Here is a 20,515-nt window from a genome sequence, read left to right as displayed (position 1 = left end):
ATGAACGGTACGTCCACCGCACTGATCGTCGTAGGTCTGTTCCTCCTCGGCGGCATCTACTCCTTCGCCAAGCAGCAGATGCCCAAGGGGCTGATCGTGCTGCTCTCCATCGGCGCCGGGATGTGTCTGTTCGCCGGTGTCCTGAGGCTGGAGGTCTGGAGTTGACCGCCGCCGCTGCCAAGAAGGTCGTCGTCTTCGACTACGGTTTCGGCAACGTCCGCTCCGCCGAGCGCGCCCTCGCGCGCGCGGGAGCCGACGTCGAGATCACCCGTGACTACGACCGGGCCATGAACGCCGACGGGCTGCTGGTCCCCGGCGTCGGCGCCTTCGCCGCCTGCATGGACGGCCTGAAGGCAGCCCGCGGCGACTGGATCGTCGACCGTCGGCTGGCGGGCGGCCGTCCGGTCATGGGCATCTGCGTCGGCATGCAGATCCTCTTCTCGCGCGGCATCGAGCACGACGTGGAGGCCGAGGGCCTGGACGAGTGGCCCGGCACGGTCGGGCCCCTCCAGGCCGACGTCGTGCCCCACATGGGCTGGAACACGGTCGAGGCACCGGCCGACTCCCAGCTCTTCGCCGGTCTGGACGCCGACGCCCGCTTCTACTTCGTGCACTCCTACGCCGTCCACGAGTGGACCCAGGAGTCGCACAACCCGCTGATCGCCGAGCCCAGGGTCACCTGGTCCACGCACGGCAGGCCCTTCGTGGCCGCCGTGGAGAACGGCGCGCTGTGGGCCACCCAGTTCCACCCCGAGAAGTCCGGCGACGCCGGTGCCCAGCTCCTCAGCAACTGGATCGAGACCCTCTAGAGATGAGCCCGGTAGAGATGAGCAAGCTCGAACTCCTCCCCGCCGTCGACGTCCGCGACGGCCAGGCCGTCCGCCTCGTGCACGGCGAGTCGGGCACCGAGACCTCCTACGGCTCCCCGCTGGAGGCCGCCCTCGCCTGGCAGCGCTCCGGGGCCGAGTGGCTGCACCTGGTGGACCTGGACGCGGCGTTCGGGACCGGGGACAACCGCGCGCTGATCGCCGAGGTCGCGAAGGCCATGGACATCAAGGTGGAGCTGTCCGGCGGCATCCGCGACGACGACACCCTCGCCGCCGCCCTCGCCACCGGCTGCACCCGGGTGAACCTGGGCACGGCCGCCCTGGAGACCCCCGAGTGGGTCGCCAAGGTCATCGCCGAACACGGCGACAAGATCGCGGTCGGCCTGGACGTACGGGGCACCACGCTCCGCGGCCGCGGCTGGACCCGCGACGGCGGCGACCTCTACGAGACGCTGGACCGCCTGAACAAGGAGGGCTGCGCCCGGTACGTCGTCACCGACATCGCCAAGGACGGCACCCTGCAGGGCCCCAACCTGGAGCTCCTGAAGAACGTCTGCGCGGCCACCGACCGCCCGGTCGTGGCGTCGGGCGGCGTCTCCTCCCTGGACGACCTGCGCGCGATCGCCGGGCTCGTCCCGGCCGGTGTCGAGGGGGCCATCGTCGGGAAAGCCCTCTACGCGAAGGCGTTCACCCTGGAAGAGGCCCTGGAGGCTGTGTCCACATGACATCCGAAGCCGTACGGCGCGTGCAGAGCGGAAGTCCCTGGGAAGAGTCCTTCGGTTTCGCACGGGCCGTGGCGGCGGGTGACCGTGTCATCGTGGCGGGCACCACCGCCTTCAAGGGCGACATGCTCTACGGCGAGGGCGACCCGTACGAGCAGACCAAGGTGGCCTTCGGCACCGCCGTCGAGGCGATCGCCGAGTTCGGGCTCGGCATCGAGTCCGTGATCCGGACCCGTGTGTACCTGGCACATTCGCGTGATGTCGATGAGGTGGGCCGCGCCCACAGGGAGCTGTTCGACTCCGTACGCCCTGCCACGACCCTGCTGGTCGTGGAGGGCTTCATCGACTCGCGGGTCCTCGTGTCGGTCGAAGTGGAAGCGTATAGAGGAGCCGTGGATTCATGACCCTGGCGGTCCGAGTCATTCCCTGCCTGGACGTGGACAACGGCCGGGTCGTCAAGGGCGTCAACTTCCAGAACCTGCGCGACGCGGGCGACCCCGTCGAGATGGCCAAGGTGTACGACGCCGAGGGCGCCGACGAGCTGACCTTCCTGGACATCACCGCCTCGTCGGGCAACCGCGAGACGACCTACGACGTGGTGCGCCGCACCGCGGAGCAGGTGTTCATCCCGCTGACCGTCGGTGGCGGGGTGCGCACCGCCGAGGACGTCGACAAGCTGCTGCGGGCCGGTGCGGACAAGGTGGGCGTCAACACCGCCGCCATCGCCCGCCCGGAGCTGATCCGTGAGATCGCCGAGCGCTTCGGGCGCCAGGTCCTCGTGCTGTCGGTCGACGCCCGCCGCACCGAGGCGGGCACCTTCGAGGTGACCACCCACGGCGGCCGGCGCGGCACCGGCATCGACGCGGTGGAGTGGGCGCACCGGGCCGCCGAGCTGGGGGCGGGGGAGATCCTGCTCAACTCGATGGACGCGGACGGTACGAAGGACGGTTACGACCTGGAGATGATCGAGGCGGTCCGTAAGCACGTGACCGTCCCGGTCATCGCCTCGGGCGGCGCGGGCAGCCTCGCCCACTTCGCCCCGGCGGTCCAGGCGGGCGCGGACGCGGTCCTGGCGGCGTCCGTCTTCCACTTCGGCGACCTGCGGATCGGCGAGGTGAAGAACACCCTGCGGGGGGCGGGTCACCCCGTCCGGTAGGAGAACCGAGATACGAAGGAAAAGTTGCGCAACAATTATTGCGCAACTTTCCTTTCGTAATTTAGCCTGGGTGCATGCCGAGCCGGGAGAACCACCCCATCACCGACCTGGGCACCCTCAAGGCCCTGGCGCATCCCTTGCGGATGCAGCTCTATCGGGGTCTCTGCGTCGCGCGCACCGCGACCGCCTCGCAGCTTGCCGAGCAGGTGGACGAGGCCGTCTCGCTGGTCAGCTACCACCTGCGCAAGCTGGCCGAGCACGGGCTGGTCGAGCAGGCCGAACCCCAGAGCGCGGACGGCAGGGAGCGGTGGTGGCAGCCCTCCTCGAACGGGGTCAGCATCCGCGACGAGAACTTCCGCGACGCCCCCGAGCGGGCCGCGGCCCACCTCGCGGCCACCCGGCTCTTCCACGAGCAGCGCGCCGACATGTACCGCCGCTACCTCGACGAACGCCCCACCTGGGGCCCGGAGTGGAACTCCGCCGCCCCCGACAACGAGTCCCTGCTCCGGCTCACCCCCGCCGACCTGAGCGAACTGGGCGAGGAGCTGCTCGCCCTGGCGAGGAAGTACGACGAGCGGGGCCGCGCCGCTGAGGCCGCCGGTGACACCGAAGGGCGCGAGAACGTCGCGCTGCACGTGTACGGGTTCCCGTTCCGTGGCTGAGGGGACCGCGCCGCCGTCGGCCGCACTCGTACCCCCGGTCGCCGCCCCGGGCCGTCCCGCCCACCGGGACGGCAACGTGCTGCGCTGGGCGGCCGCCTACACCGCGTCGATGCTCGGTGACAGCGTCTTCTTCCTCGCGCTGTCCTGGGCCGCCGTGCGGCAGGGCAGTCCCGCCGAGGCCGGGATCGTCACCGCGGTCAGCGCGGTGCCACGGGCGCTGCTCATGCTCGGCGGGGGAGTGGTCGTCGACCGGCTGGGACCGCGCAGGGTCGTCATCGGCAGCGACGCCGTACGGTGCGCCGCGGTCCTCACGGTGGCCGCGCTGCTCTTCGCCACCGACCCCGGACTGTGGCTCCTGGCCCTGCTCGCCCTCGTCTTCGGTGCGGTCGACGCCCTCTTCATGCCGGCCGTCGGGGCGCTCCCCGCACGCATCACCGCCAAGGACCAGCTCGCCCGCGTCCAGGGCATGCGCGGCCTCGCCGTCCGCCTGTCCTCCGTCGTGGGCGCCCCGCTCGGCGGGCTCGGCGTGGCGGTCGGCGGCGCGGCGGCGGCCTTCGCCCTCGCCGGTGTGCTGATCGCCGTGTCGGTGCCGCTGCTGGTCTCCGTACGGATGCGCGAGCTGCCCCCCGACGACACGGCCGCCGAGGGCGGCACCGCGTGGCGGGACCTGCGGGACGGGCTCCGGTACATTCGCCGGCACCGCGTCCTCGGACCGCTGATGCTGGTCATCGCCCTCGGCGACCTCGGCTTCGTCGGTCCGCTCAACATCGGCCTGACCCTGCTCGCCGACGAACGCGGCTGGGGAGCCGCCGGCATGGGCTGGGTACTCGCCGGGTTCGGGGTCGGCGCCGGGACGGCCGCCCTGCTGCTGACCGTCCGGGGACGCGTGCCGCACGCCGGGTACGTCGTCGCCGGCGCCCTCGTCCCCGGCGCGGTCGCGATCGGCGCGCTGGCGCAGGCCCCCGTCCTTCCGGTGGCCGTCGGGACGGCGCTGCTCATCGGGCTGCTCGCGGGCCTCAGCGGCGCGCTGTGCGGGGCCCTGCTCCAGACGCAGTCCGCGCCCGCTCTCCTCGGCCGCGTCACGGCGGTCTCCGGCATCGTCAGCCTGGGAATCGCCCCGTTGAGCATGCCCCTGTCCGCCGCCGCCATCGGCGTCTGGGGCACCGGACCGGTCTTCGCCGTCAGTGCCGTGGTGTGCGGGCTCGGCGGGGTCGTCGCCCTGTGCGCGCCGGGCGTGCGGCGGGCCGAGCTGCCGAAGTGAGCGGCGGAGGTCAGATGCCCAGCTGCTTCGTCTCCCGCAGCTTGGCGATCGCGTTCTCCTCGCCCTCCAGCTCCACCTTCGCGGCGCCCTGCCGGCCGTACGCGAACAGCAGCAGCTCGGACGGCTCGCCCGTCGCCGTCACCACCGGCGTTCCCCGGTGGGCGACCGTGGTCTGGCCGTTCGGACGACGCAGCACCAGGCCCGTCGGGATGCCGCGGCCCATCAGGCGGGCGGCCCGCTCCAGGCGGGACCACAGGGCGTCCTGGAAGACCGGGTCCAGCTCGCGCGGCGACCAGTCGCTCCGAGCCCGGCGGACGTCCTCGGTGTGGACGTAGAACTCGACCGTGTTCGCCGCCTCGTCGACCTGCTTGAGCTGGAAGGGGGAGAAGCGGGGCGGGCCGGTGCGGATCAGCTGGAGCAGCTCCTCGTACGGCTTGGCGCCGTACTCCTCCATCACCCGGTCGAGGCGGGACGCCAACGGCTTGATCAGGGTGCCCCCGGCCGCGTCCGGACGCCGCTCGCGCACCACCACGTGCGCGGCCAGGTCACGGGTCCGCCAGCCCTCGCACAGGGTGGGGGCGTCCGGACCCGCCGTCTCCAACAGATCCGCGAGCAGAAGTCGTTCACGCTTGGCGAAAGTCGACATGCGGTCAGCCTACGGCGGCGGACCGGGTCCGCCCAATGGACGTCCCGGGGGCGTGTCCTTCCCGCGCGGCACAATGGGCGCATGACCAGCAGCTCCCCCACCGGCGGCAGCCCCCGGCGCCCCGGCCCGCTCGCCCCGGAGATCGCCGACCGCCTCAAGCGCAGCGCCGACGGCCTCCTGCCCGCCATCGCCCAGCAGTACGACACCGGAGAGGTGCTGATGCTCGGCTGGATGGACGACGAGGCGCTGCACCGCACGCTGACCACCGGCCGCTGCACCTACTGGTCGCGCAGCCGCCGGGAGTACTGGGTCAAGGGCGACACCTCGGGTCACTTCCAGTGGGTGAAGTCCGTCGCCCTGGACTGCGACGCCGACACCGTCCTCGTCAAGGTCGACCAGGTGGGCGCCGCCTGCCACACCGGGACCCGCACCTGCTTCGACACCGACGTGCTCCTCGCCGAGGGCGCCGAGGACACCGAGGGCGCCGCGGCCGCCGACGCGCCCGGCGCGGGTCAGTAGGGTCTGCCGCCATGGACGTCACGCCTGACATGGACCTCGACACCTTCCGCAAGCTGGCCGCCGACCGCCGGGTGATCCCGGTCAGCCGCAAGCTCCTCGCCGACGGCGACACCCCCGTGGCCCTGTACCGCAAGCTCGCCGCCGAGCGCCCCGGCACCTTCCTGCTGGAGTCCGCCGAGAACGGCAGGTCCTGGTCCCGGTACTCCTTCGTCGGCGTCCGCAGCGCCGCCACCCTCACCGAGAAGGACGGCCAGGCCCACTGGCAGGGCACCGCGCCCGTCGGCGTCCCCACCGACGGCGACCCGCTCGCCGCCCTGCGCGCCACCGTCGAGGCCCTGCACACCCCGCGCGACCTCGCCCACGACCTGGGCCTGCCGCCCTTCACCGGCGGCATGGTGGGCTACCTCGGCTACGACATCGTGCGCCGCCTGGAGAAGGTCGGCCCGGGGGAGCGCGACGACCTGAAGCTGCCCGAGCTGACCATGCTGCTCACCAGCGACCTCGCCGTCATGGACCACTGGGAGGGCTCGGTCCTGCTGATCGCCAACGCGATCAACCACAACGACCTGGAGACCGGCGTCGACGAGGCCTACGCCGACGCGATCGCCCGGCTGGACGTCATGGAGGCCGACCTCACGCGCGCCGTCGCCCAGCCCCCGGCCGCGCTGCCGCCGTCCGAGCTGCCCGAGTACACCGCGCTGTGGGGCGGGCCCGACTTCCAGGACGCCGTCGAGGACATCAAGGAGCGCATCCGCGCGGGCGAGGCCTTCCAGGTCGTCCCCTCCCAGCGCTTCGAGACGCCCTGCACGGCGAGCGCGCTCGACGTGTACCGGGTTCTGCGGGCCACCAACCCCTCCCCGTACATGTACCTGCTCCGCCTCGACGGCTTCGACGTCGTCGGCTCGTCCCCCGAGGCGCTGGTCAAGGTCGAGGACGGGCACGCCCTGGTGCACCCCATCGCCGGCACCCGCCCGCGCGGCGCCACCCCGCAGGAGGACCAGGCCCTCGCCGACGAACTGCTCGCCGACCCCAAGGAGCGCGCCGAGCACCTGATGCTCGTCGACCTCGGCCGCAACGACCTCGGCCGCGTCTGCGAGCCCGGCTCCGTCGAGGTCGTCGACTTCATGTCCGTCGAGCGGTACTCCCACGTCATGCACATCGTCTCGACGGTCACCGGACGCGTCGCCGAGGACCGCACCGCCTTCGACGTCCTCACCGCCTGCTTCCCGGCCGGCACCCTCTCCGGCGCGCCCAAGCCGCGCGCCCTGCAGATCATCGACGAACTCGAACCCTCCCGGCGCGGCCTGTACGGCGGCTGCGTCGGCTACCTCGACTTCGCCGGCGACTCCGACACCGCCATCGCCATCCGCACCGCCCTGCTGCGCGACGGCACCGCCTACGTCCAGGCGGGCGCGGGCGTCGTCGCCGATTCCGACCCGGTCGCCGAGGACACCGAGTGCCGCAACAAGGCGGCGGCCGTGCTGAGGGCCGTACACACGGCCAACCGGCTGGCGCAATAGGGCCAACCGGTCGGACCGGTGGGGCAATTCTCACGCCCCCAATACGAACCCCGGGTGACGGTTCGCCCGGGGTTCGGGTGATAGTGGAGTACGTGACAGCCGTTCCTCACCCCCGTACCCCAGCCGCAGGACCCGCCCGGGCCGGCCGCCGGAGCCTCGCCGTCGCCCTGCTGTGCGGCGCGCTCGGCGCCGCCGTCGCCCTGCTCGCCACCCGGCAGGAGTGGGCGGAGGGCACCGCGACGGTGGCCGGCGGCGCGTTCACCCTGACCGCCAAGGGCAGCGACGTCACGGGCGTACCCGCGTCGCTCGCCATAGTCGGCCTCGCCGCGCTCGTCGCCGTCTTCGCCGTCCGCCGGGCCGGCCGCTTCGCCGTCGCCGCGCTGCTCGCGCTGAGCGGCGCGGGCACCGTCGCCGCCGCCCTGGCCGGCGCCTCCGACAGCTCCGCCCTCGACGACCAGGCCGCGAAGGCGGCCGGGGACACCTCGGCCACCGTCGACGCGCTCTCGCACACCGCCTGGCCGTACGTCGCGGCCGTGGGCGGCGCCCTGCTCCTGCTGGCCGGGCTGCTCGCGCTGCGCTACGGCCGCCAGTGGCCCGCGATGTCCGGACGCTACGAACGCAACGGCGCCCCGCGGCGCAGGCCGCAGACCGTCGACCCGGACCGCCCCGAGGACCTGTGGAAGGCCATCGACCGGGGCGAGGACCCCACCAGCGCCTGACCGCCGTTCACCCACTGGAGCACCCCCGCTCACGGCGCGTGCCCCCGTGCGGGACAATGGGTGCGAGCGTCCTGCTCAGACTTGGCACACAGCAACGAGGAGCAAGCAATGGCGGGCAGCAGCCACGGTCACACCCCGGCCGCCTGGACCGGTGTCATCATCGCCTTCATCGGTTTCTGCATCGCGGGCATGTTCATGGTGGCGGCCCAGCCGTGGGGCTTCTGGGCCGGCCTCGCGGTCGTGCTCCTCGGTGGTGTCATCGGCTACATCATGCGCATGATGGGCCTCGGCCAGCCGAAGAAGAACCACCCCGTGCACCAGGTCGCGGGCGAGCGTGCGGAGGCCGGCGCCAAGGGCTGACCCGGGCACGGACTTCCCGAGGGGCGGGTCGGCACCACGTGCCGGGACCGCCCCTCAGGTGCGGGAGGATGCCGCCGGGGGCAGAATGCGGGCGTGGACGTCGAGAGCGGGAAACCCGGCCGGACCAGCATCCCCCTGCCCCGCGGCGCGGCCCTGCGCCTCGCCGTCCCGGCCGGAGTGCTCGCGGCCGTCGCCGGGGCCTTCGCCTACGTGGGGAGCGTGGATCCCTACGAGCCCGGCCACTACCCCGTCTGCCCGCTGCTGCGCTTCACGGGCGTCTACTGTCCCGGCTGCGGCGGCCTGCGCAGCGCCCACGCCTTCGTGCACGGCGACCTGACGGCCGCGCTGCACGCCAACGCGCCCGCCGTCCTCGCCTATCTGGGCTTCGCCGTTCTGTGGACCGTCTGGGTGATCCGCGCGGCCCGGGGCCGTCCCGTACGCATCGATCTCGGACCGGTCCACCTGTGGACGCTGGGGACGTTGCTGCTGGTCTTCACCGTTGTCCGGAACCTGCCGTTCGGTGGCTGGCTCCTGCCTTGATCGTCCACGGGACGTCCAGGTACTGGGACGGGGATCGGGCGGATGCGGGGCCGGTGCCCCGCTGCGGATACCATCACAGTGACCACACGTTTTGCCGTCTGAAAGGGGGCCGCTCGCGTGAGTGTGCTCGACGAGATCATCGACGGAGTCCGTGCCGACCTCGCGGAGCGGCAGGCGCGCGTCAGCCTCGACGAGCTCAAGGAGCGCGCGGCCAAGGCTCGCCCCGCCAAGGACGGCGTGGCCGCGCTGCGCGGCGACGGCGTCAAGGTCATCTGCGAGGTCAAGCGCTCCAGCCCCTCCAAGGGCGCGCTGGCGGCCATCGCCGACCCGGCCGGACTCGCCGCCGACTACGAGGCGGGCGGCGCCGCCGTCATCTCCGTCCTCACCGAGGAGCGCCGCTTCGGCGGCTCGCTGGCCGACCTGGACTCGGTCCGCGCGCGCGTGGACATCCCCGTGCTGCGCAAGGACTTCGTCGTCACCTCGTACCAGCTGTGGGAGGCCCGCGCCCACGGCGCCGACCTCGTGCTGCTGATCGTCGCGGCCCTCGATCAGCCGGCCCTGGAGTCGCTGATCGAGCGCGCCGAGTCCATCGGACTCACCCCGCTGGTCGAGGTGCACGACGAGGACGAGGTCGAGCGCGCCGTGGACGCGGGCGCCAAGGTCATCGGCGTCAACGCGCGCAATCTGAAGACGCTCGAGGTCGACCGCGGCACGTTCGAGCGGGTCGCCCCGGAGATCCCCGCGCACATCGTCAAGGTCGCCGAGTCCGGCGTCCGCGGCCCGCACGACCTCATCGCCTACGCCAACGAGGGCGCCGACGCCGTGCTGGTCGGCGAGTCCCTGGTCACCGGCCGCGACCCGAAGACGGCGGTCTCCGACCTGGTGGCGGCCGGCGAACATCCCGCACTCCGCCACGGCCGGGGCTGACCCCCGGTAGGCTGACCCCGATGACCTCCGCACTCACTCCGGCCCCCCGGGACCCGTACGCCCGCCTCGCGCGCGGCTGCCGGCCCCGGGGCTGCCGCGCCCCCGCACGCCGGGTGCACGGCCGCCGGGTGCGGTACGTCATCGGAGACGAACCGGGCCAGGTCAACGGCATGCGATGGCTCACGCGCCCCACAGGGGCGCGGGGCCCCGTTGAATTTGCGACTCCGTCGCGTGGGCGCGACCAGCCCACCCACGGCCGGTAGCCGACAATTGGTCCCCGCCCCCACGGCGATTAGTCCAAACCAGACACTCACCGTGAGGTACACGCATGCCCAGTAACTTCTTCATTCCCGACCCGGAGGGTCAAGTCCCCTCCGCCGAGGGCTACTTCGGCGCCTTCGGGGGCAAGTTCATCCCCGAGGCCCTCGTCGCGGCGGTCGACGAGGTCGCCGTCGAGTACGACAAGGCCAAGTCCGACCCGGAGTTCGCCCGCGAGCTGGACGACCTCCTCGTCCACTACACCGGCCGCCCCTCGTCCCTCACCGAGGTCCCCCGCTTCGCCGAGCACGCCGGCGGAGCCAGGATCTTCCTCAAGCGCGAGGACCTGAACCACACCGGCTCGCACAAGATCAACAACGTGCTCGGCCAGGCCCTGCTCACCAAGCGCATGGGCAAGACCCGCGTCATCGCCGAGACCGGCGCGGGCCAGCACGGCGTGGCCACGGCAACGGCCTGCGCCCTCTTCGGCCTCGACTGCACCATCTACATGGGTGAGATCGACACCCGCCGCCAGGCGCTCAACGTGGCCCGCATGCGCATGCTCGGCGCCGAGGTCATCGCCGTGAAGTCCGGCAGCCGCACGCTGAAGGACGCGATCAACGAGGCCTTCCGCGACTGGGTCGCCAACGTCGACCGCACCCACTACCTGTTCGGCACCGTCGCCGGGCCCCACCCCTTCCCGGCGATGGTCCGCGACTTCCACCGCGTCATCGGCGTCGAAGCCCGGCGCCAGCTCCTGGAGCAGGCCGGACGCCTGCCCGACGCCGCGATCGCCTGCGTCGGCGGCGGCTCCAACGCCATCGGCCTCTTCCACGCCTTCATCCCCGACGCGGACGTCCGCCTCATCGGCTGCGAGCCCGCCGGGCACGGCGTGGAGACCGGCGAGCACGCGGCCACCCTGACCGCGGGCGAGCCCGGCATCCTGCACGGCTCCCGGTCCTACGTCCTCCAGGACGACGAGGGCCAGATCACCGAGCCGTACTCGATCTCGGCCGGTCTGGACTACCCCGGCATCGGCCCGGAGCACGCCTACCTCAAGGACTCCGGCCGCGGCGAGTACCGCGCGGTCACCGACGACGCCGCCATGCAGGCCCTGCGCCTGCTGTCGCGCACCGAGGGCATCATCCCGGCCATCGAGAGCGCCCACGCGCTGGCCGGCGCCCTGGAGGTCGGCCAGGAGCTGGGCAAGGACGGGCTGCTCGTCGTCAACCTGTCCGGCCGCGGCGACAAGGACATGGACACCGCCGCCCGCTACTTCGGGCTGTACGACACCGACGCCGAGGTCGCCGCCGACGAGACCGGTGCCGCGGAGATCGAGGGGGACGCCAAGTGAGCGGGAACGTACAGCTGCTGAACGACACGCTCGCGGCGGCCAGGTCGGAGGGTCGTGCCGCCCTGATCGCCTACCTCCCGGCCGGGTTCCCGACCGTGGACGGCGGCATCGCGGCGATCAAGGCCGCGCTCGACGGCGGCGCCGACGTCGTCGAGGTGGGCCTGCCGCACAGCGACCCGGTGCTCGACGGCCCCGTGATCCAGACCGCCGACGACATCGCCCTGCGTGGCGGCGTGAGGATCGCCGACGTGATGCGTACGGTCCGCGAGGCGCACGAGGCCACCGGCAAGCCGATCCTCGTCATGACGTACTGGAACCCGATCGACCGCTACGGCGTGGAGCGCTTCACCGCCGAGCTGGCCGAGGCGGGCGGCGCCGGGTGCATCCTGCCCGACCTGCCGGTCCAGGAGTCGGCGCTGTGGCGGGAGCACGCGGACAAGCACGGGCTCGCCACGGTCTTCGTGGTCGCGCCCAGCAGCAAGGACGCGCGGCTCGCCGAGATCACCGCGGCCGGCAGCGGCTTCGTCTACGCCGCCTCCCTCATGGGCGTCACCGGCACGCGTGAGTCGGTCGGCGCGCAGGCCGAGGACCTGGTGCGCCGCACCCGCGCCACCACCGACACCCCGGTCTGCGTCGGCCTCGGCGTCTCCAACGCGGCCCAGGCCGCCGAGGTGGCCGGGTTCGCCGACGGCGTGATCGTCGGCTCGGCCTTCGTCAAGCGGATGCTGGACGCGCCCGACGACGCGGCCGGTCTGGAGGGCGTCCGCGCGCTCGCCGCCGACCTGGCGAAGGGCGTGCGCGGACAGGCGTGAGCACCAGCAGGTGACAGAGGTCCCTCGTACGAGTGGACCTGGGACCGGGGAGGCGCGCTGCGCCTCCCCGGTTCGTTCTGCGGGGTGTGAGCGAGAAGAACCGACAGGGAAAGCGCGGCGCCCGCGAGAAGCTGGCGGCCGAGCGCGAGAAGCAGAAGTCCAGGGACAAGCGCCGCCGTGCGCTGATCGTCGGCGCGAGCGTGGTCTGCGTCCTGGGCCTGGCGGCGGTGATCGGCGTGGTCGCCGCGAACGCGGGCAAGGACGACGGCAGCGAGTCGGCCGGTCCGGTCGTGGCGCCCTCGGGGGCGCAGGGCAAGGACGGCCTCGCGATCCCCGTCGGCGAGGAGAGCGCCAAGTCCACGCTCACCATCTGGGAGGACTTCCGCTGCCCGGCCTGCAAGGCCTTCGAGCTGGCGTACCGCAACACCATCCACGAGCTGACCGACGCCGGGCAGCTCAAGGTCGAGTACCACCTGGCGACCATCATCGACGGCAACATGGGCGGCACCGGCTCCCGCAAGGCGGCCAACGCCGCCGCCTGCGCCCAGGACGCCGGAAAGTTCCCGCCGTACCACGACGTGCTGTACGACAACCAGCCGCCGGAGACCGACGACGCCTTCGCCGACGAGGACAAGCTGCTCGACCTGGCGGGCAAGGTCGACGGCCTCGACACCACCCTGTTCCAGGAATGCGTGAAGAACGGCAAGCACAACAGCTGGGTGGAAAAGTCCAACAAGGCCTTCCAGAACGGCGGCTTCAGCGGCACCCCGACCGTGCTCCTGGACGGCAAGAACATCTACCAGGACCGCTCCATGACCCCGGCCAAGCTCAAGCAGATGGTGGAGGACGCCAACAAGTAGCGCACCCGCTCGTTACGGACCCGTAGCCGGGCTGCCCGCCGCGCCCCCCGTCCGACACGGTAGCGTCGACCCTGCCATGGAACTTGCCTTCATTCCCAGCCCGTCGCGCGGGGTGCTGCACCTCGGTCCCATCCCGCTGCGCGGCTACGCGTTCTGCATCATCATCGGCGTCTTCGTTGCCGTCTGGCTCGGCAACAAGCGCTGGATCGCCCGGGGCGGGCGGTCGGGCACGGTGGCCGACATCGCGGTCTGGGCCGTTCCCTTCGGCCTGATCGGCGGCCGCCTCTACCACGTGATCACGGACTACCAGCTGTACTTCAGCGAGGGCCGTGACTGGGTCGACGCCTTCAAGATCTGGGAGGGCGGCCTCGGCATCTGGGGCGCCATCGCGTTCGGCGCGGTGGGCGCCTGGATCGGCGCCCGCCGCCGGGGCGTCCCGATGCCCGCCTACGCCGACGCCGTCGCCCCCGGTATCGCCCTCGCGCAGGCCATCGGCCGCTGGGGCAACTGGTTCAACCAGGAGCTGTACGGCAAGGCGACCGACCTGCCGTGGGCCGTGGAGATCACCTCGACGGCCGACGGACGGCTGCCGGGCACGTACCACCCGACCTTCCTGTACGAGTCGCTGTGGTGCATCGGTGTCGCGCTCCTCGTCATCTGGGCCGACCGCCGCTTCAAGCTCGGCCACGGGCGCGCCTTCGCCCTGTACGTGGCGGCGTACTGCGCGGGCCGCTTCTGGATCGAGTACATGCGCGTCGACGACGCCCACCACATCCTGGGTCTCCGGCTGAACAACTGGACCGCGCTCTTCGTGTTCCTGCTCGCCGTGCTGTACATCGTGCTGTCGGCACGGAAGCGGCCGGGCCGGGAGGCCGTGGTGGAGCCGGGCGCGCAGTCCGCCGCCGGTGACACCGGGTCCGCAGCGGACAAGGACGCCAAGGACGCCAAGGGCACCAAGGACACCGAGAACGACGCGGACGCCGCGGAGAAGACCGATGCCACCGAGGCCGCGGAGGACACGTCGGCCGCGGACGAAGCCGACGTGGACGAAGCAGACGACGCGGACGACGCGAAGGACGCCGAGGGCGTGACGAACGGCGCCGACTCCGCCAAGAAGGGCTGACCCGCCCGCAAGGTACGCCGCCGAGGGCGCCCGGGATTCTTCGGGCGCCCTCGGCGTATGCCGGGCCGGGCTCAGGACAGGGTGGGCCGCCGGGCCAGCGACAGCGTCCGCCGGGCCGTCGCCACCACCGCCGCGTCGATGAACCGGCCGTCCGGCAGCGCCTGCGCACCCGGCTGGACCGTGGCCGCCTTGACGATCGTCTCCGCCTCCTCCAGCTCCCGTTCGGTGGGCAGATAGGCCCGCTCGATGATCGGCAGCTGACGCGGGTGGATCGCGGCCCGCCCCAGGAAGCCCAGGGCGCGGCCGTGGGCACAGGACGCCGCCAGGCCCTCCAGGTCCCGGGTGTCCGGATGCACCGTCTGGGACGGCGGCGCCAGGCCCGCCGCCCTCGCGGCCACGACCACGCGCGAGCGCGACCAGTCCAGGCCGGCGTCCCCGCGCACGCCCAGGTCGGCACGGAGGTCCGCCTCACCGAGGGCGATCCCGCGCAGCGCCGGATGGGCCGCGGCGATCCGGTACGCCCGCTCCACCCCCAGGGCCGTCTCCAGCAGGGCGTACAGCGGCGGTCCGCCGGTCAGCGCGGCGACGCCGGTCACCTGCTCCGGCGAGGTCACCTTGGGCAGCCGCAGCCCCGACAGACCCGGCAGCGCGGCCAGCGCCGCCAGGTCCCCGGCGGCGAGCGGACCGTCCAGGGCGTTGACGCGGACGTGCACCGGCACCGGCTGCGGCTCGGCGAGCAGCTCGGCCGTGGCGTCGCGGGCGTACTCCTTGCGGTCGGCGGCGACCGCGTCCTCCAGGTCGACGACCACCACGTCGGCACCGGCGGCCAACGCCTTGGCGACCACCGGGGGCCGGTCACCCGGCACGTAGAGCCAGGTCAGCGGGGGTGTGGTCATACGACGCCGTCCTCACGCAGCTCCTTGACGTCCGCCGGGGTGAGCCCCAGGCCGGTCAGCACCTCCTCGGTGTCGGCGCCGTGCGGGCGGCCCGCCCAGCGGATCGCGCCCGGGGTGGCGGAGAGCCGGAAGAGGACGTTCTGCATGCGCAGCGGACCCAGCTCCGGATCGTCGACCGTGGTGACGGTGTCGAGGGCCTGGTACTGCGGGTCGGCCATCACGTCCCGCACGTCCTGGACCGGCGCGACGGCCGCCTCGGCCTTCTCGAACGCGGCGAGCACGTCCGCGCGGGAGTGCCGGGCGATCCAGTCGCCGACCGCCGCGTCCAGCACGTCGGTGTGCCGGGCCCGGTCGGCGCCCGTCGCGAACCAGGGCTCGTCGATCAGCTCCGGGCGGCCCACCAGCCGCATCACCCGCTCGGCGACCGACTGGGCCGAGGTGGAGACGGCGACCCAGGTGCCGTCGGCGGTGCGGTAGGTGTTGCGCGGGGCGTTGTTCTGCGAGCGGTTGCCGGTGCGCGGCTGGACGTGGCCGAGCTGGTCGTACCAGAGGGGCTGCGGGCCGAGCACGGTCAGGATCGGCTCGATGATCGCCATGTCGACGACCTGGCCCTCGCCGGTGCGCTCCCGGGCGGCCAGCGCGGTCATCACGGCGTACGCCGTCGCCAGCGCCGCGATCGAGTCGGCGAGGCCGAACGGCGGCAGCGTCGGCGGCGCGTCCGGCTCGCCGGTCATCGCGGCGAAACCGCTCATGGCCTCGGCGAGGGTGCCGAAGCCGGGACGGCGCGCGTACGGCCCGAACTGGCCGAAGCCGGTGACCCGGGTCAGGACCAGGCGCGGGTTGACGGCGGACAGCTCGTCCCAGCCCAGGTCCCACCTCTCCAGGGTGCCCGGCCGGAAGTTCTCGACGACCACGTCGGCGGTGGCGGCGAGCCGGAGCAGGGTGGTGCGCCCGGCGGGTTTCGACAGGTCCAGGGTGATCGTGTGCTTGTTGCGGCCCAGCAGCTTCCACCACAGGCCCACACCGTCCTTCGAGGGGCCGTGTCCCCGGGACGGGTCGGGCCGGGTGGGGTGCTCGACCTTGATCACTTCGGCGCCGAAGTCGCCGAGCATGGTGGCGGCGAGCGGTCCCGCGAAGAGGGTGGCGAGGTCGAGGACGCGCAGGCCGGTCAGGGGAGCGGAGACGGGGCGAGGGGCGGCGGGCTCGGGCATGGGCGGGTGGCCTCCCGGTGGGTGAGCTGGGCGAGGGTGTCGAAGCCGGTGCCGTCGAAGTCGCCGACGGAGGTGGCGAGGCGGTTCTTCAGCGGGGCCGTCCAGTGCTCGGGCAGCGCGGCGGGGGAACCGGCGAGCAGTCCGGCGACGCCGCCCACGGTGGCCCCGTTGGAGTCGGTGTCCCAGCCGCCGGAGACGACGCGGGAGAGCGAGCCGGTGAAGTCGCCGTCCGCGTGGGTGAGCGCGGCGGCGATCAGGGCGGTGTTGGGAATGGCGTGCACCCAGTGGTGGGCCGGGGAGTGGACGGCGTGGAGCCGGTCCACGACCGTGTCGAAGTCGTCGTGCGCGCCCGCGAGCCGTACGGCGTGCCGGACGGCCCCGGCCAGGCGGGAACCGGGCGGGACGACCGCGAGTCCGGCGCGCAGACAGGCGTGGACGTCCGGTGCGTCGGCGGGGGCGGCGGTGGCGACGACGGCCGCCGCGAACATGGCCGCGTAGACACCGTTGGCGGTGTGGCTGAGGGTCGCGTCGCGGTGCGACTGCGCCGCGGCGGCGCCCGGGTCGCCCGGGTTGGTCCAGCCGTGCAAGTCGGCGCGGATCAGGGCACCGATCCACTCGCGGAACGGGTTGCGGTGGCGGGCGGTGTACGGGGGTTCGAGGCCGGTGAGGAGGTTGCGCAGGGCGACGCGTTCGGCGGTGAAGGTGCGGCCGGGCGGGAGTTCGTCGAGCCAGACGCGGGCCACGTCGTCGGTGGTGAAGGCCCTGCCGTGGCGCCGCAGGAGCAGGAGAGCGAGCAGCGGGTAGTTGAGGTCGTCGTCCTCCGGCATGCCGTCGATGTTCTCGGCGAGGGAGGTCGGCGCGGAGCGGCGGTTCCAGGGGTATGCGGTGAGCAGGTCGCGGGGGACGCCCCGGGCGGTGAAGTACGCGGTCGGGGGCCAGTTGCCGGCGGCCCGGCCGAGCAGCCGGATACCGGTGAGGGGGAGCTTCTCGACGGGTTTGCCGAGGAGGCAGCCGACGGCGCGACCGAGCCAGGCGGCCTCCAGCCGGGCGGGCGCCACACGCGCTCCGGGGTGCGGGGCGGGCCAGTCGGGGCACAGTGCCCTGATCCGGTCGAGTTCCGTCGGCTCGGCCTCCGCCAGGGGAGCGGGCAGGCCGGCCAGTTCGTCCAGGAGGTCCTCCGCCAGGCGGCGCAGGCGGGGGGAGGCGGGCCCCGGCGAGGCGCCCGCCCGGGCCGGTGCCTCGCCACCGCCCGCCGCGCGCCAGCGGGCCGCGACCGCCGACGCGTCGCGGCCGTCCAGCCGTGCCTGGCGCAGTTCGTGGCCGACCAGGTCCTCGGGCTGGACCCAGGTCACTCGGAGCATCCCGCGCCCCCGATCGCGGCGAACGCCTCCTCGTGGGCCCGGCGGCGTCGCACGTCACGCGCGAAGACCTCCCGCGCGACCGCGGTGAGCGCCGCCGCCGGTGCCCACAGGTCCAGGCGGCTCGCCTCCGCGACGGTCTTCGCCCAGTCCTCCGGGACCGGTGATCCCAGCGCCCCGGCCAGCGCGCCCGCCATGGTGGCGATGGAGTCGCAGTCGCGGCCGTAGTTGACCGCGCCGAGCACCGCGTGCCGGAAGTCGCCGCCGGAGACGAGCAGCATGCCGAGGGCGACGGGCAGTTCCTCGATCGCGTGCAGGCGCGAGGGCCGGCGGGCGCCGAGCGAGGGCGCGCGGTAGTCGGGGCCCACCGTGTCGTACGGGGCCACCGCCGCCCGCAGCGGCGCCAGCGCCGACTCGAAGTCCGAGTGGCGCGCGGCCACCTCGCACACGGCCTCGATCGCGGCCCGGGTGCCGTCCTTCGCCAGGGACAGACAGGCGGCGACCACCGAGTCCGGGGTCGCGCCCGGCGCGCAGGCCGCGGCCACCGCCGCCGCGAGGACACCGGCCGCCTCCCGGCCGTACGACGACTGGTGCGCGCCCGCGACGTCCAGCGCCTCGGCGTAGGCGGCCGCGGGGTGGGCCGCGTTGACCAGGCCGACCGGGGCCGTGTACATCGCGGCACCGCAGTTGACGATGTTGCCGGTACCCGCCTCGCGCGGGTCCACGTGTCCGTAGTGGATCCGTGCGACCAGCCACTTCTCGGCGAGGAAGATGCGCTGGAGCGGCAGCGCCTCGGCCTCCAGTTCCGGGATCCAGCGCGGGTTCGTGATCAGGTCCGGGACCAGGTGTTCGGCGACCGCGTAGGCGTCGAGGTGGTCGCGGACCGTGCCGTAGACCCGGACCAGCGCGTGCGTCATCAGGGTGTCGTCGGTGACGTGGCCGTCGCCCTTGTGGTACGGGGCGACGGGGCGGGCGGTGCGCCAGGCGTCGCCGTTCCAGGGGCCGACGACGCCGTGGACGCGGCCGCCGTGGCGTTCGACGATCTGCTCGGGGGAGTAGCCCTCGACGGGACCGCCGAGCGCGTCGCCGACGGCCGCGCCGACGAGAGCGCCGGTGACGCGCTCGTCGAGGGATGCGGTGGTGCTGTGGTCCGGGGTCAGGGGGGTCATGGCGTGGTGCCTCGTCCTTCCGGTCGGGACGGTTGCGTGGCGTGCAGGAGACCGGCGAGTTCGACCAGGTCGGTGCCGGTGAGCCGGGGCAGTACGCAGCCGGGCAGGGTGCGGCAGGCGTCCCGCCAGGAGGCGGGGACCGACGCGCCGCCGCCGAGCGCGCCGGTGAGGGCGCCGGCCAGCGCGGGTGCGGAGTCCGCGACCCGGGACAGGCACGCTGCCGCCGGTACGGCATCGGCGACGCGGCCACCGGCGGCGGTGGCCAGGGCGAGGGCGACCGGGACGGTCTCGGCGGCGGCGATGCCGTAGCTGTAGACGTGGTCGACGATGCGGTGCTCCAGGAGCGGCACCAGGGCGAAGGTGCTCTCGGCGGCCGCCGCGAGGGCCAGGGCCTGGCGGGCGTTGCGGCCGATCTCCGTCGCCTCGGGCAGTTCGGCGAGCGCGGCCGCCACGCAGGCGTCCACGTCGGCGCCGTCCAGGGCGCGGGCCAGGGCCGCCGCCATGGCCCGCGCGCCGTGCACGCCGTCGCCGTCCTGGGTGTAGCGGGCGTCGAACTCGGCGAGGTCGGCGGCGGGGCGCGGGGCGCCGGGGTGGGCGACGGCGAGGACGCAGGCCCGCACGCAGGCGGCGTCGTCGAAGTAGTGCGGGTTGTCGTGGCCGGTGGCGGGCGGACGCAGCCCGGCGGCGAGGTTGCCGAGCCCCGCCCGCACCGAGATGCGGGCACGCAGCGGCAGCACCGCGGACTCGGCCTCCGGGGCGCGCTCCGTGGCGGCGGCGACCTCGCTGGCGACGGCGTTCCAGGTCAGGTCGATCGCGGCGCGCATCCGGCGGTCCCGGCTCAGGTCCCCGAGCACACTGTCGTCGCCCGCCCGCAGCAGGGCCTCCGCGGCGAACGCCGCCCACTCGGCGTCGTCCGAGGGGCCGAGGCGCAGCGGCTCCGGGGGCTGGTTCAGGGCGATCGGGACGGGGAGGGTGGTGGTCGCGTTCTGCTCGGCGAAGGTGTCCAGTTCGCGGGTGAGCCGCCGCGTCCACTGCGGCATGCGAGCGGCCCGGTGCCGGGCGGCGGGCCAGCCGGCGGCGTCTCCCGCGGCGAGCCCGAGGAGGAGCCCCTCGATGCGGTCGGAGAGCGGCACCGCACGGGACGCCGCGGCCGGCTCCGGCTCGGTCCCCGGCCGGTGCCCGCTCCCACTGGACCCGCTCGCCACCGGCACACCGGGCCCTTCGACATACGCCGTGGTGCCCGTCGCCCCGACCGCGCCACGAGCGCGGCTCACGGCCCCACCTCCGCCGCGTGGGCGTCCGCGGCGGGTGGATGCGCGGCCGGGTCGGACGGCGGCGGCCTGCCGCCGGGGTCGGTGTCGGCGGGCGGTCCGCCCGGGACGGTGCGTGCAGCCGTACCGGAACCCCGCGTCACCCGCACCGGTTCCTCCGCCACCTCCCCCGGTGCTCGCCCGGCGGCCCCCGGCACCCACGGCGCATCGCCCGGCACCCGGGTCGCGCCCGGCGGTACGCGTCCCGCGTTCCGGTGTGCTCGTTCCGCGTCCGGCGGTGCCGGTGCCGGTGCCGTGGACGTGGCCGTGTTCGACGGTGTTGGCACCGCGGACGGTGGCAGGGC

At 73.7% G+C, this 20,515-nt stretch carries 23 protein-coding genes; 17 read left to right on the top strand and 6 right to left on the bottom strand.

What is annotated here, in order from left to right:
• The 7 genes from ACZ7MF_RS33880 to ACZ7MF_RS33850 all read left to right on the top strand — a co-directional run bounded on the left by ACZ7MF_RS33880 (position 1) and on the right by ACZ7MF_RS33850 (position 4,628).
• Positions 1-165 (top strand): hypothetical protein, encoded by a 165-nt coding sequence (locus tag ACZ7MF_RS33880; RefSeq protein WP_356864300.1) that lies wholly within the window; start codon positions 1-3, stop codon positions 163-165.
• Entirely contained in the window at positions 156-809 is a 654-nt protein-coding gene (gene hisH / locus ACZ7MF_RS33875; RefSeq protein WP_471482337.1) for an imidazole glycerol phosphate synthase subunit HisH, read from the top strand. The genes ACZ7MF_RS33880 and hisH overlap by 10 nt, the downstream gene beginning before the upstream one ends.
• 17 nt (positions 810-826) lie before the next feature.
• Complete coding sequence (priA, locus tag ACZ7MF_RS33870; protein ID WP_087809875.1) at positions 827-1,552, top strand: bifunctional 1-(5-phosphoribosyl)-5-((5-phosphoribosylamino)methylideneamino)imidazole-4-carboxamide isomerase/phosphoribosylanthranilate isomerase PriA; 726 nt, start codon at positions 827-829, stop codon at positions 1,550-1,552.
• Positions 1,549-1,953, top strand: coding sequence for a RidA family protein (locus ACZ7MF_RS33865; protein WP_471482056.1), 405 nt, complete (start codon positions 1,549-1,551; stop codon positions 1,951-1,953). Before priA ends, ACZ7MF_RS33865 begins: the two co-directional genes overlap by 4 nt.
• Positions 1,950-2,705, top strand: a complete 756-nt coding sequence (gene hisF / locus ACZ7MF_RS33860; RefSeq protein WP_471482055.1) for an imidazole glycerol phosphate synthase subunit HisF — start codon at positions 1,950-1,952, stop codon at positions 2,703-2,705. The genes ACZ7MF_RS33865 and hisF overlap by 4 nt, the downstream gene beginning before the upstream one ends.
• Positions 2,706-2,779: 74 nt before the next feature.
• Complete coding sequence (locus ACZ7MF_RS33855; RefSeq protein WP_471482054.1) at positions 2,780-3,367, top strand: ArsR/SmtB family transcription factor; 588 nt, start codon at positions 2,780-2,782, stop codon at positions 3,365-3,367.
• The gene (locus tag ACZ7MF_RS33850; protein WP_471482053.1) at positions 3,360-4,628 is read left to right on the top strand and encodes an MFS transporter; all 1,269 of its coding nucleotides are present in this window, start codon (positions 3,360-3,362) and stop codon (positions 4,626-4,628) included. The genes ACZ7MF_RS33855 and ACZ7MF_RS33850 overlap by 8 nt, the downstream gene beginning before the upstream one ends.
• Positions 4,629-4,638: 10 nt before the next feature.
• Here the strand turns inward: ACZ7MF_RS33850 and ACZ7MF_RS33845 are convergent, their stop codons facing one another.
• Positions 4,639-5,274 carry a TIGR03085 family metal-binding protein gene (locus ACZ7MF_RS33845; RefSeq protein ID WP_471482052.1) on the bottom strand — a complete coding sequence of 212 codons (636 nt, stop codon included), beginning with the start codon at positions 5,272-5,274 and terminating at the stop codon, positions 4,639-4,641.
• 81 nt (positions 5,275-5,355) lie between these two features.
• Between ACZ7MF_RS33845 and hisI the strand changes: the two genes are divergently transcribed.
• The 10 genes from hisI (at position 5,356) to lgt (ending at position 14,266) form a co-directional block, all read left to right on the top strand.
• Positions 5,356-5,793 (top strand): phosphoribosyl-AMP cyclohydrolase, encoded by a 438-nt coding sequence (gene hisI, locus ACZ7MF_RS33840; RefSeq protein ID WP_471482051.1) that lies wholly within the window; start codon positions 5,356-5,358, stop codon positions 5,791-5,793.
• A 29-nt stretch (positions 5,794-5,822) separates the two neighbouring features.
• Positions 5,823-7,313 (top strand): anthranilate synthase component I, encoded by a 1,491-nt coding sequence (locus tag ACZ7MF_RS33835; protein WP_471482336.1) that lies wholly within the window; start codon positions 5,823-5,825, stop codon positions 7,311-7,313.
• A gap of 83 nt (positions 7,314-7,396) precedes the next feature.
• Entirely contained in the window at positions 7,397-8,032 is a 636-nt protein-coding gene (locus ACZ7MF_RS33830) for a TIGR02234 family membrane protein (protein WP_471482050.1), read from the top strand.
• A 108-nt stretch (positions 8,033-8,140) separates the two neighbouring features.
• The gene (locus ACZ7MF_RS33825) at positions 8,141-8,392 is read left to right on the top strand and encodes an HGxxPAAW family protein (protein ID WP_471482049.1); all 252 of its coding nucleotides are present in this window, start codon (positions 8,141-8,143) and stop codon (positions 8,390-8,392) included.
• Positions 8,393-8,485: 93 nt separating this feature from the next.
• Positions 8,486-8,932: a DUF2752 domain-containing protein gene (locus tag ACZ7MF_RS33820; protein ID WP_361007547.1), complete on the top strand. Its 447-nt coding sequence runs from the start codon at positions 8,486-8,488 to the stop codon at positions 8,930-8,932.
• Between the two features lie 117 nt (positions 8,933-9,049).
• Positions 9,050-9,859, top strand: coding sequence for an indole-3-glycerol phosphate synthase TrpC (trpC, locus tag ACZ7MF_RS33815; protein WP_052841514.1), 810 nt, complete (start codon positions 9,050-9,052; stop codon positions 9,857-9,859).
• A 328-nt stretch (positions 9,860-10,187) separates the two neighbouring features.
• Entirely contained in the window at positions 10,188-11,471 is a 1,284-nt protein-coding gene (gene trpB, locus ACZ7MF_RS33810) for a tryptophan synthase subunit beta (protein WP_471482048.1), read from the top strand.
• Entirely contained in the window at positions 11,468-12,283 is an 816-nt protein-coding gene (trpA, locus tag ACZ7MF_RS33805; RefSeq protein WP_471482047.1) for a tryptophan synthase subunit alpha, read from the top strand. The genes trpB and trpA overlap by 4 nt, the downstream gene beginning before the upstream one ends.
• Positions 12,284-12,369: 86 nt before the next feature.
• On the top strand, positions 12,370-13,143 hold the full coding sequence (locus ACZ7MF_RS33800; RefSeq protein ID WP_471482046.1) for a DsbA family protein: 774 nt from the start codon (positions 12,370-12,372) through the stop codon (positions 13,141-13,143).
• A gap of 76 nt (positions 13,144-13,219) precedes the next feature.
• Positions 13,220-14,266: a prolipoprotein diacylglyceryl transferase gene (gene lgt / locus ACZ7MF_RS33795; RefSeq protein ID WP_471482045.1), complete on the top strand. Its 1,047-nt coding sequence runs from the start codon at positions 13,220-13,222 to the stop codon at positions 14,264-14,266.
• A 71-nt stretch (positions 14,267-14,337) separates the two neighbouring features.
• Here lgt and ACZ7MF_RS33790 read toward each other — a convergent pair whose 3' ends face one another.
• Genes ACZ7MF_RS33790 through ACZ7MF_RS33770 form a run of 5 tightly spaced genes read right to left on the bottom strand, consistent with a single transcriptional unit; the run spans position 14,338 to position 20,174 of the window.
• Positions 14,338-15,162 (bottom strand): HpcH/HpaI aldolase/citrate lyase family protein, encoded by an 825-nt coding sequence (locus ACZ7MF_RS33790; protein ID WP_471482044.1) that lies wholly within the window; start codon positions 15,160-15,162, stop codon positions 14,338-14,340.
• Positions 15,159-16,373: a CaiB/BaiF CoA transferase family protein gene (locus ACZ7MF_RS33785; protein WP_471482043.1), complete on the bottom strand. Its 1,215-nt coding sequence runs from the start codon at positions 16,371-16,373 to the stop codon at positions 15,159-15,161. Before ACZ7MF_RS33785 ends, ACZ7MF_RS33790 begins: the two co-directional genes overlap by 4 nt.
• The gene (locus tag ACZ7MF_RS33780) at positions 16,331-17,734 is read right to left on the bottom strand and encodes an ADP-ribosylglycohydrolase family protein (protein WP_471482042.1); all 1,404 of its coding nucleotides are present in this window, start codon (positions 17,732-17,734) and stop codon (positions 16,331-16,333) included. Before ACZ7MF_RS33780 ends, ACZ7MF_RS33785 begins: the two co-directional genes overlap by 43 nt.
• Positions 17,722-18,900 (bottom strand): ADP-ribosylglycohydrolase family protein, encoded by a 1,179-nt coding sequence (locus ACZ7MF_RS33775; RefSeq protein ID WP_471482041.1) that lies wholly within the window; start codon positions 18,898-18,900, stop codon positions 17,722-17,724. The genes ACZ7MF_RS33780 and ACZ7MF_RS33775 overlap by 13 nt, the downstream gene beginning before the upstream one ends.
• Positions 18,897-20,174, bottom strand: coding sequence for an ADP-ribosylglycohydrolase family protein (locus tag ACZ7MF_RS33770; RefSeq protein ID WP_471482040.1), 1,278 nt, complete (start codon positions 20,172-20,174; stop codon positions 18,897-18,899). Before ACZ7MF_RS33770 ends, ACZ7MF_RS33775 begins: the two co-directional genes overlap by 4 nt.
• Positions 20,175-20,515 lie beyond the last annotated feature (341 nt).

Source organism: Streptomyces sp. NPDC111628, from assembly GCF_055635195.1.
This window is presented reverse-complemented; position numbering and strand designations above follow the sequence as displayed.

Excerpts from the sequence above, each read along its gene's own strand:
- ACZ7MF_RS33880 (WP_356864300.1), top strand. The coding sequence starts at position 1 with ATGAACGGTACGTCCACCGCACTGATCGTCGTAGGTCTGTTCCTCCTC.
- priA (WP_087809875.1), top strand. The coding sequence starts at position 827 with ATGAGCAAGCTCGAACTCCTCCCCGCCGTCGACGTCCGCGACGGCCAG.
- ACZ7MF_RS33865 (WP_471482056.1), top strand. The coding sequence starts at position 1,549 with ATGACATCCGAAGCCGTACGGCGCGTGCAGAGCGGAAGTCCCTGGGAA.
- hisF (WP_471482055.1), top strand. The coding sequence starts at position 1,950 with ATGACCCTGGCGGTCCGAGTCATTCCCTGCCTGGACGTGGACAACGGC.
- ACZ7MF_RS33855 (WP_471482054.1), top strand. The coding sequence starts at position 2,780 with ATGCCGAGCCGGGAGAACCACCCCATCACCGACCTGGGCACCCTCAAG.
- ACZ7MF_RS33845 (WP_471482052.1), bottom strand. The coding sequence starts at position 5,274 with ATGTCGACTTTCGCCAAGCGTGAACGACTTCTGCTCGCGGATCTGTTG.
- hisI (WP_471482051.1), top strand. The coding sequence starts at position 5,356 with ATGACCAGCAGCTCCCCCACCGGCGGCAGCCCCCGGCGCCCCGGCCCG.
- ACZ7MF_RS33835 (WP_471482336.1), top strand. The coding sequence starts at position 5,823 with ATGGACCTCGACACCTTCCGCAAGCTGGCCGCCGACCGCCGGGTGATC.
- ACZ7MF_RS33825 (WP_471482049.1), top strand. The coding sequence starts at position 8,141 with ATGGCGGGCAGCAGCCACGGTCACACCCCGGCCGCCTGGACCGGTGTC.
- trpB (WP_471482048.1), top strand. The coding sequence starts at position 10,188 with ATGCCCAGTAACTTCTTCATTCCCGACCCGGAGGGTCAAGTCCCCTCC.
- lgt (WP_471482045.1), top strand. The coding sequence starts at position 13,220 with ATGGAACTTGCCTTCATTCCCAGCCCGTCGCGCGGGGTGCTGCACCTC.
- ACZ7MF_RS33790 (WP_471482044.1), bottom strand. The coding sequence starts at position 15,162 with ATGACCACACCCCCGCTGACCTGGCTCTACGTGCCGGGTGACCGGCCC.
- ACZ7MF_RS33785 (WP_471482043.1), bottom strand. The coding sequence starts at position 16,373 with ATGCCCGAGCCCGCCGCCCCTCGCCCCGTCTCCGCTCCCCTGACCGGC.
- ACZ7MF_RS33780 (WP_471482042.1), bottom strand. The coding sequence starts at position 17,734 with ATGCTCCGAGTGACCTGGGTCCAGCCCGAGGACCTGGTCGGCCACGAA.
- ACZ7MF_RS33775 (WP_471482041.1), bottom strand. The coding sequence starts at position 18,900 with ATGACCCCCCTGACCCCGGACCACAGCACCACCGCATCCCTCGACGAG.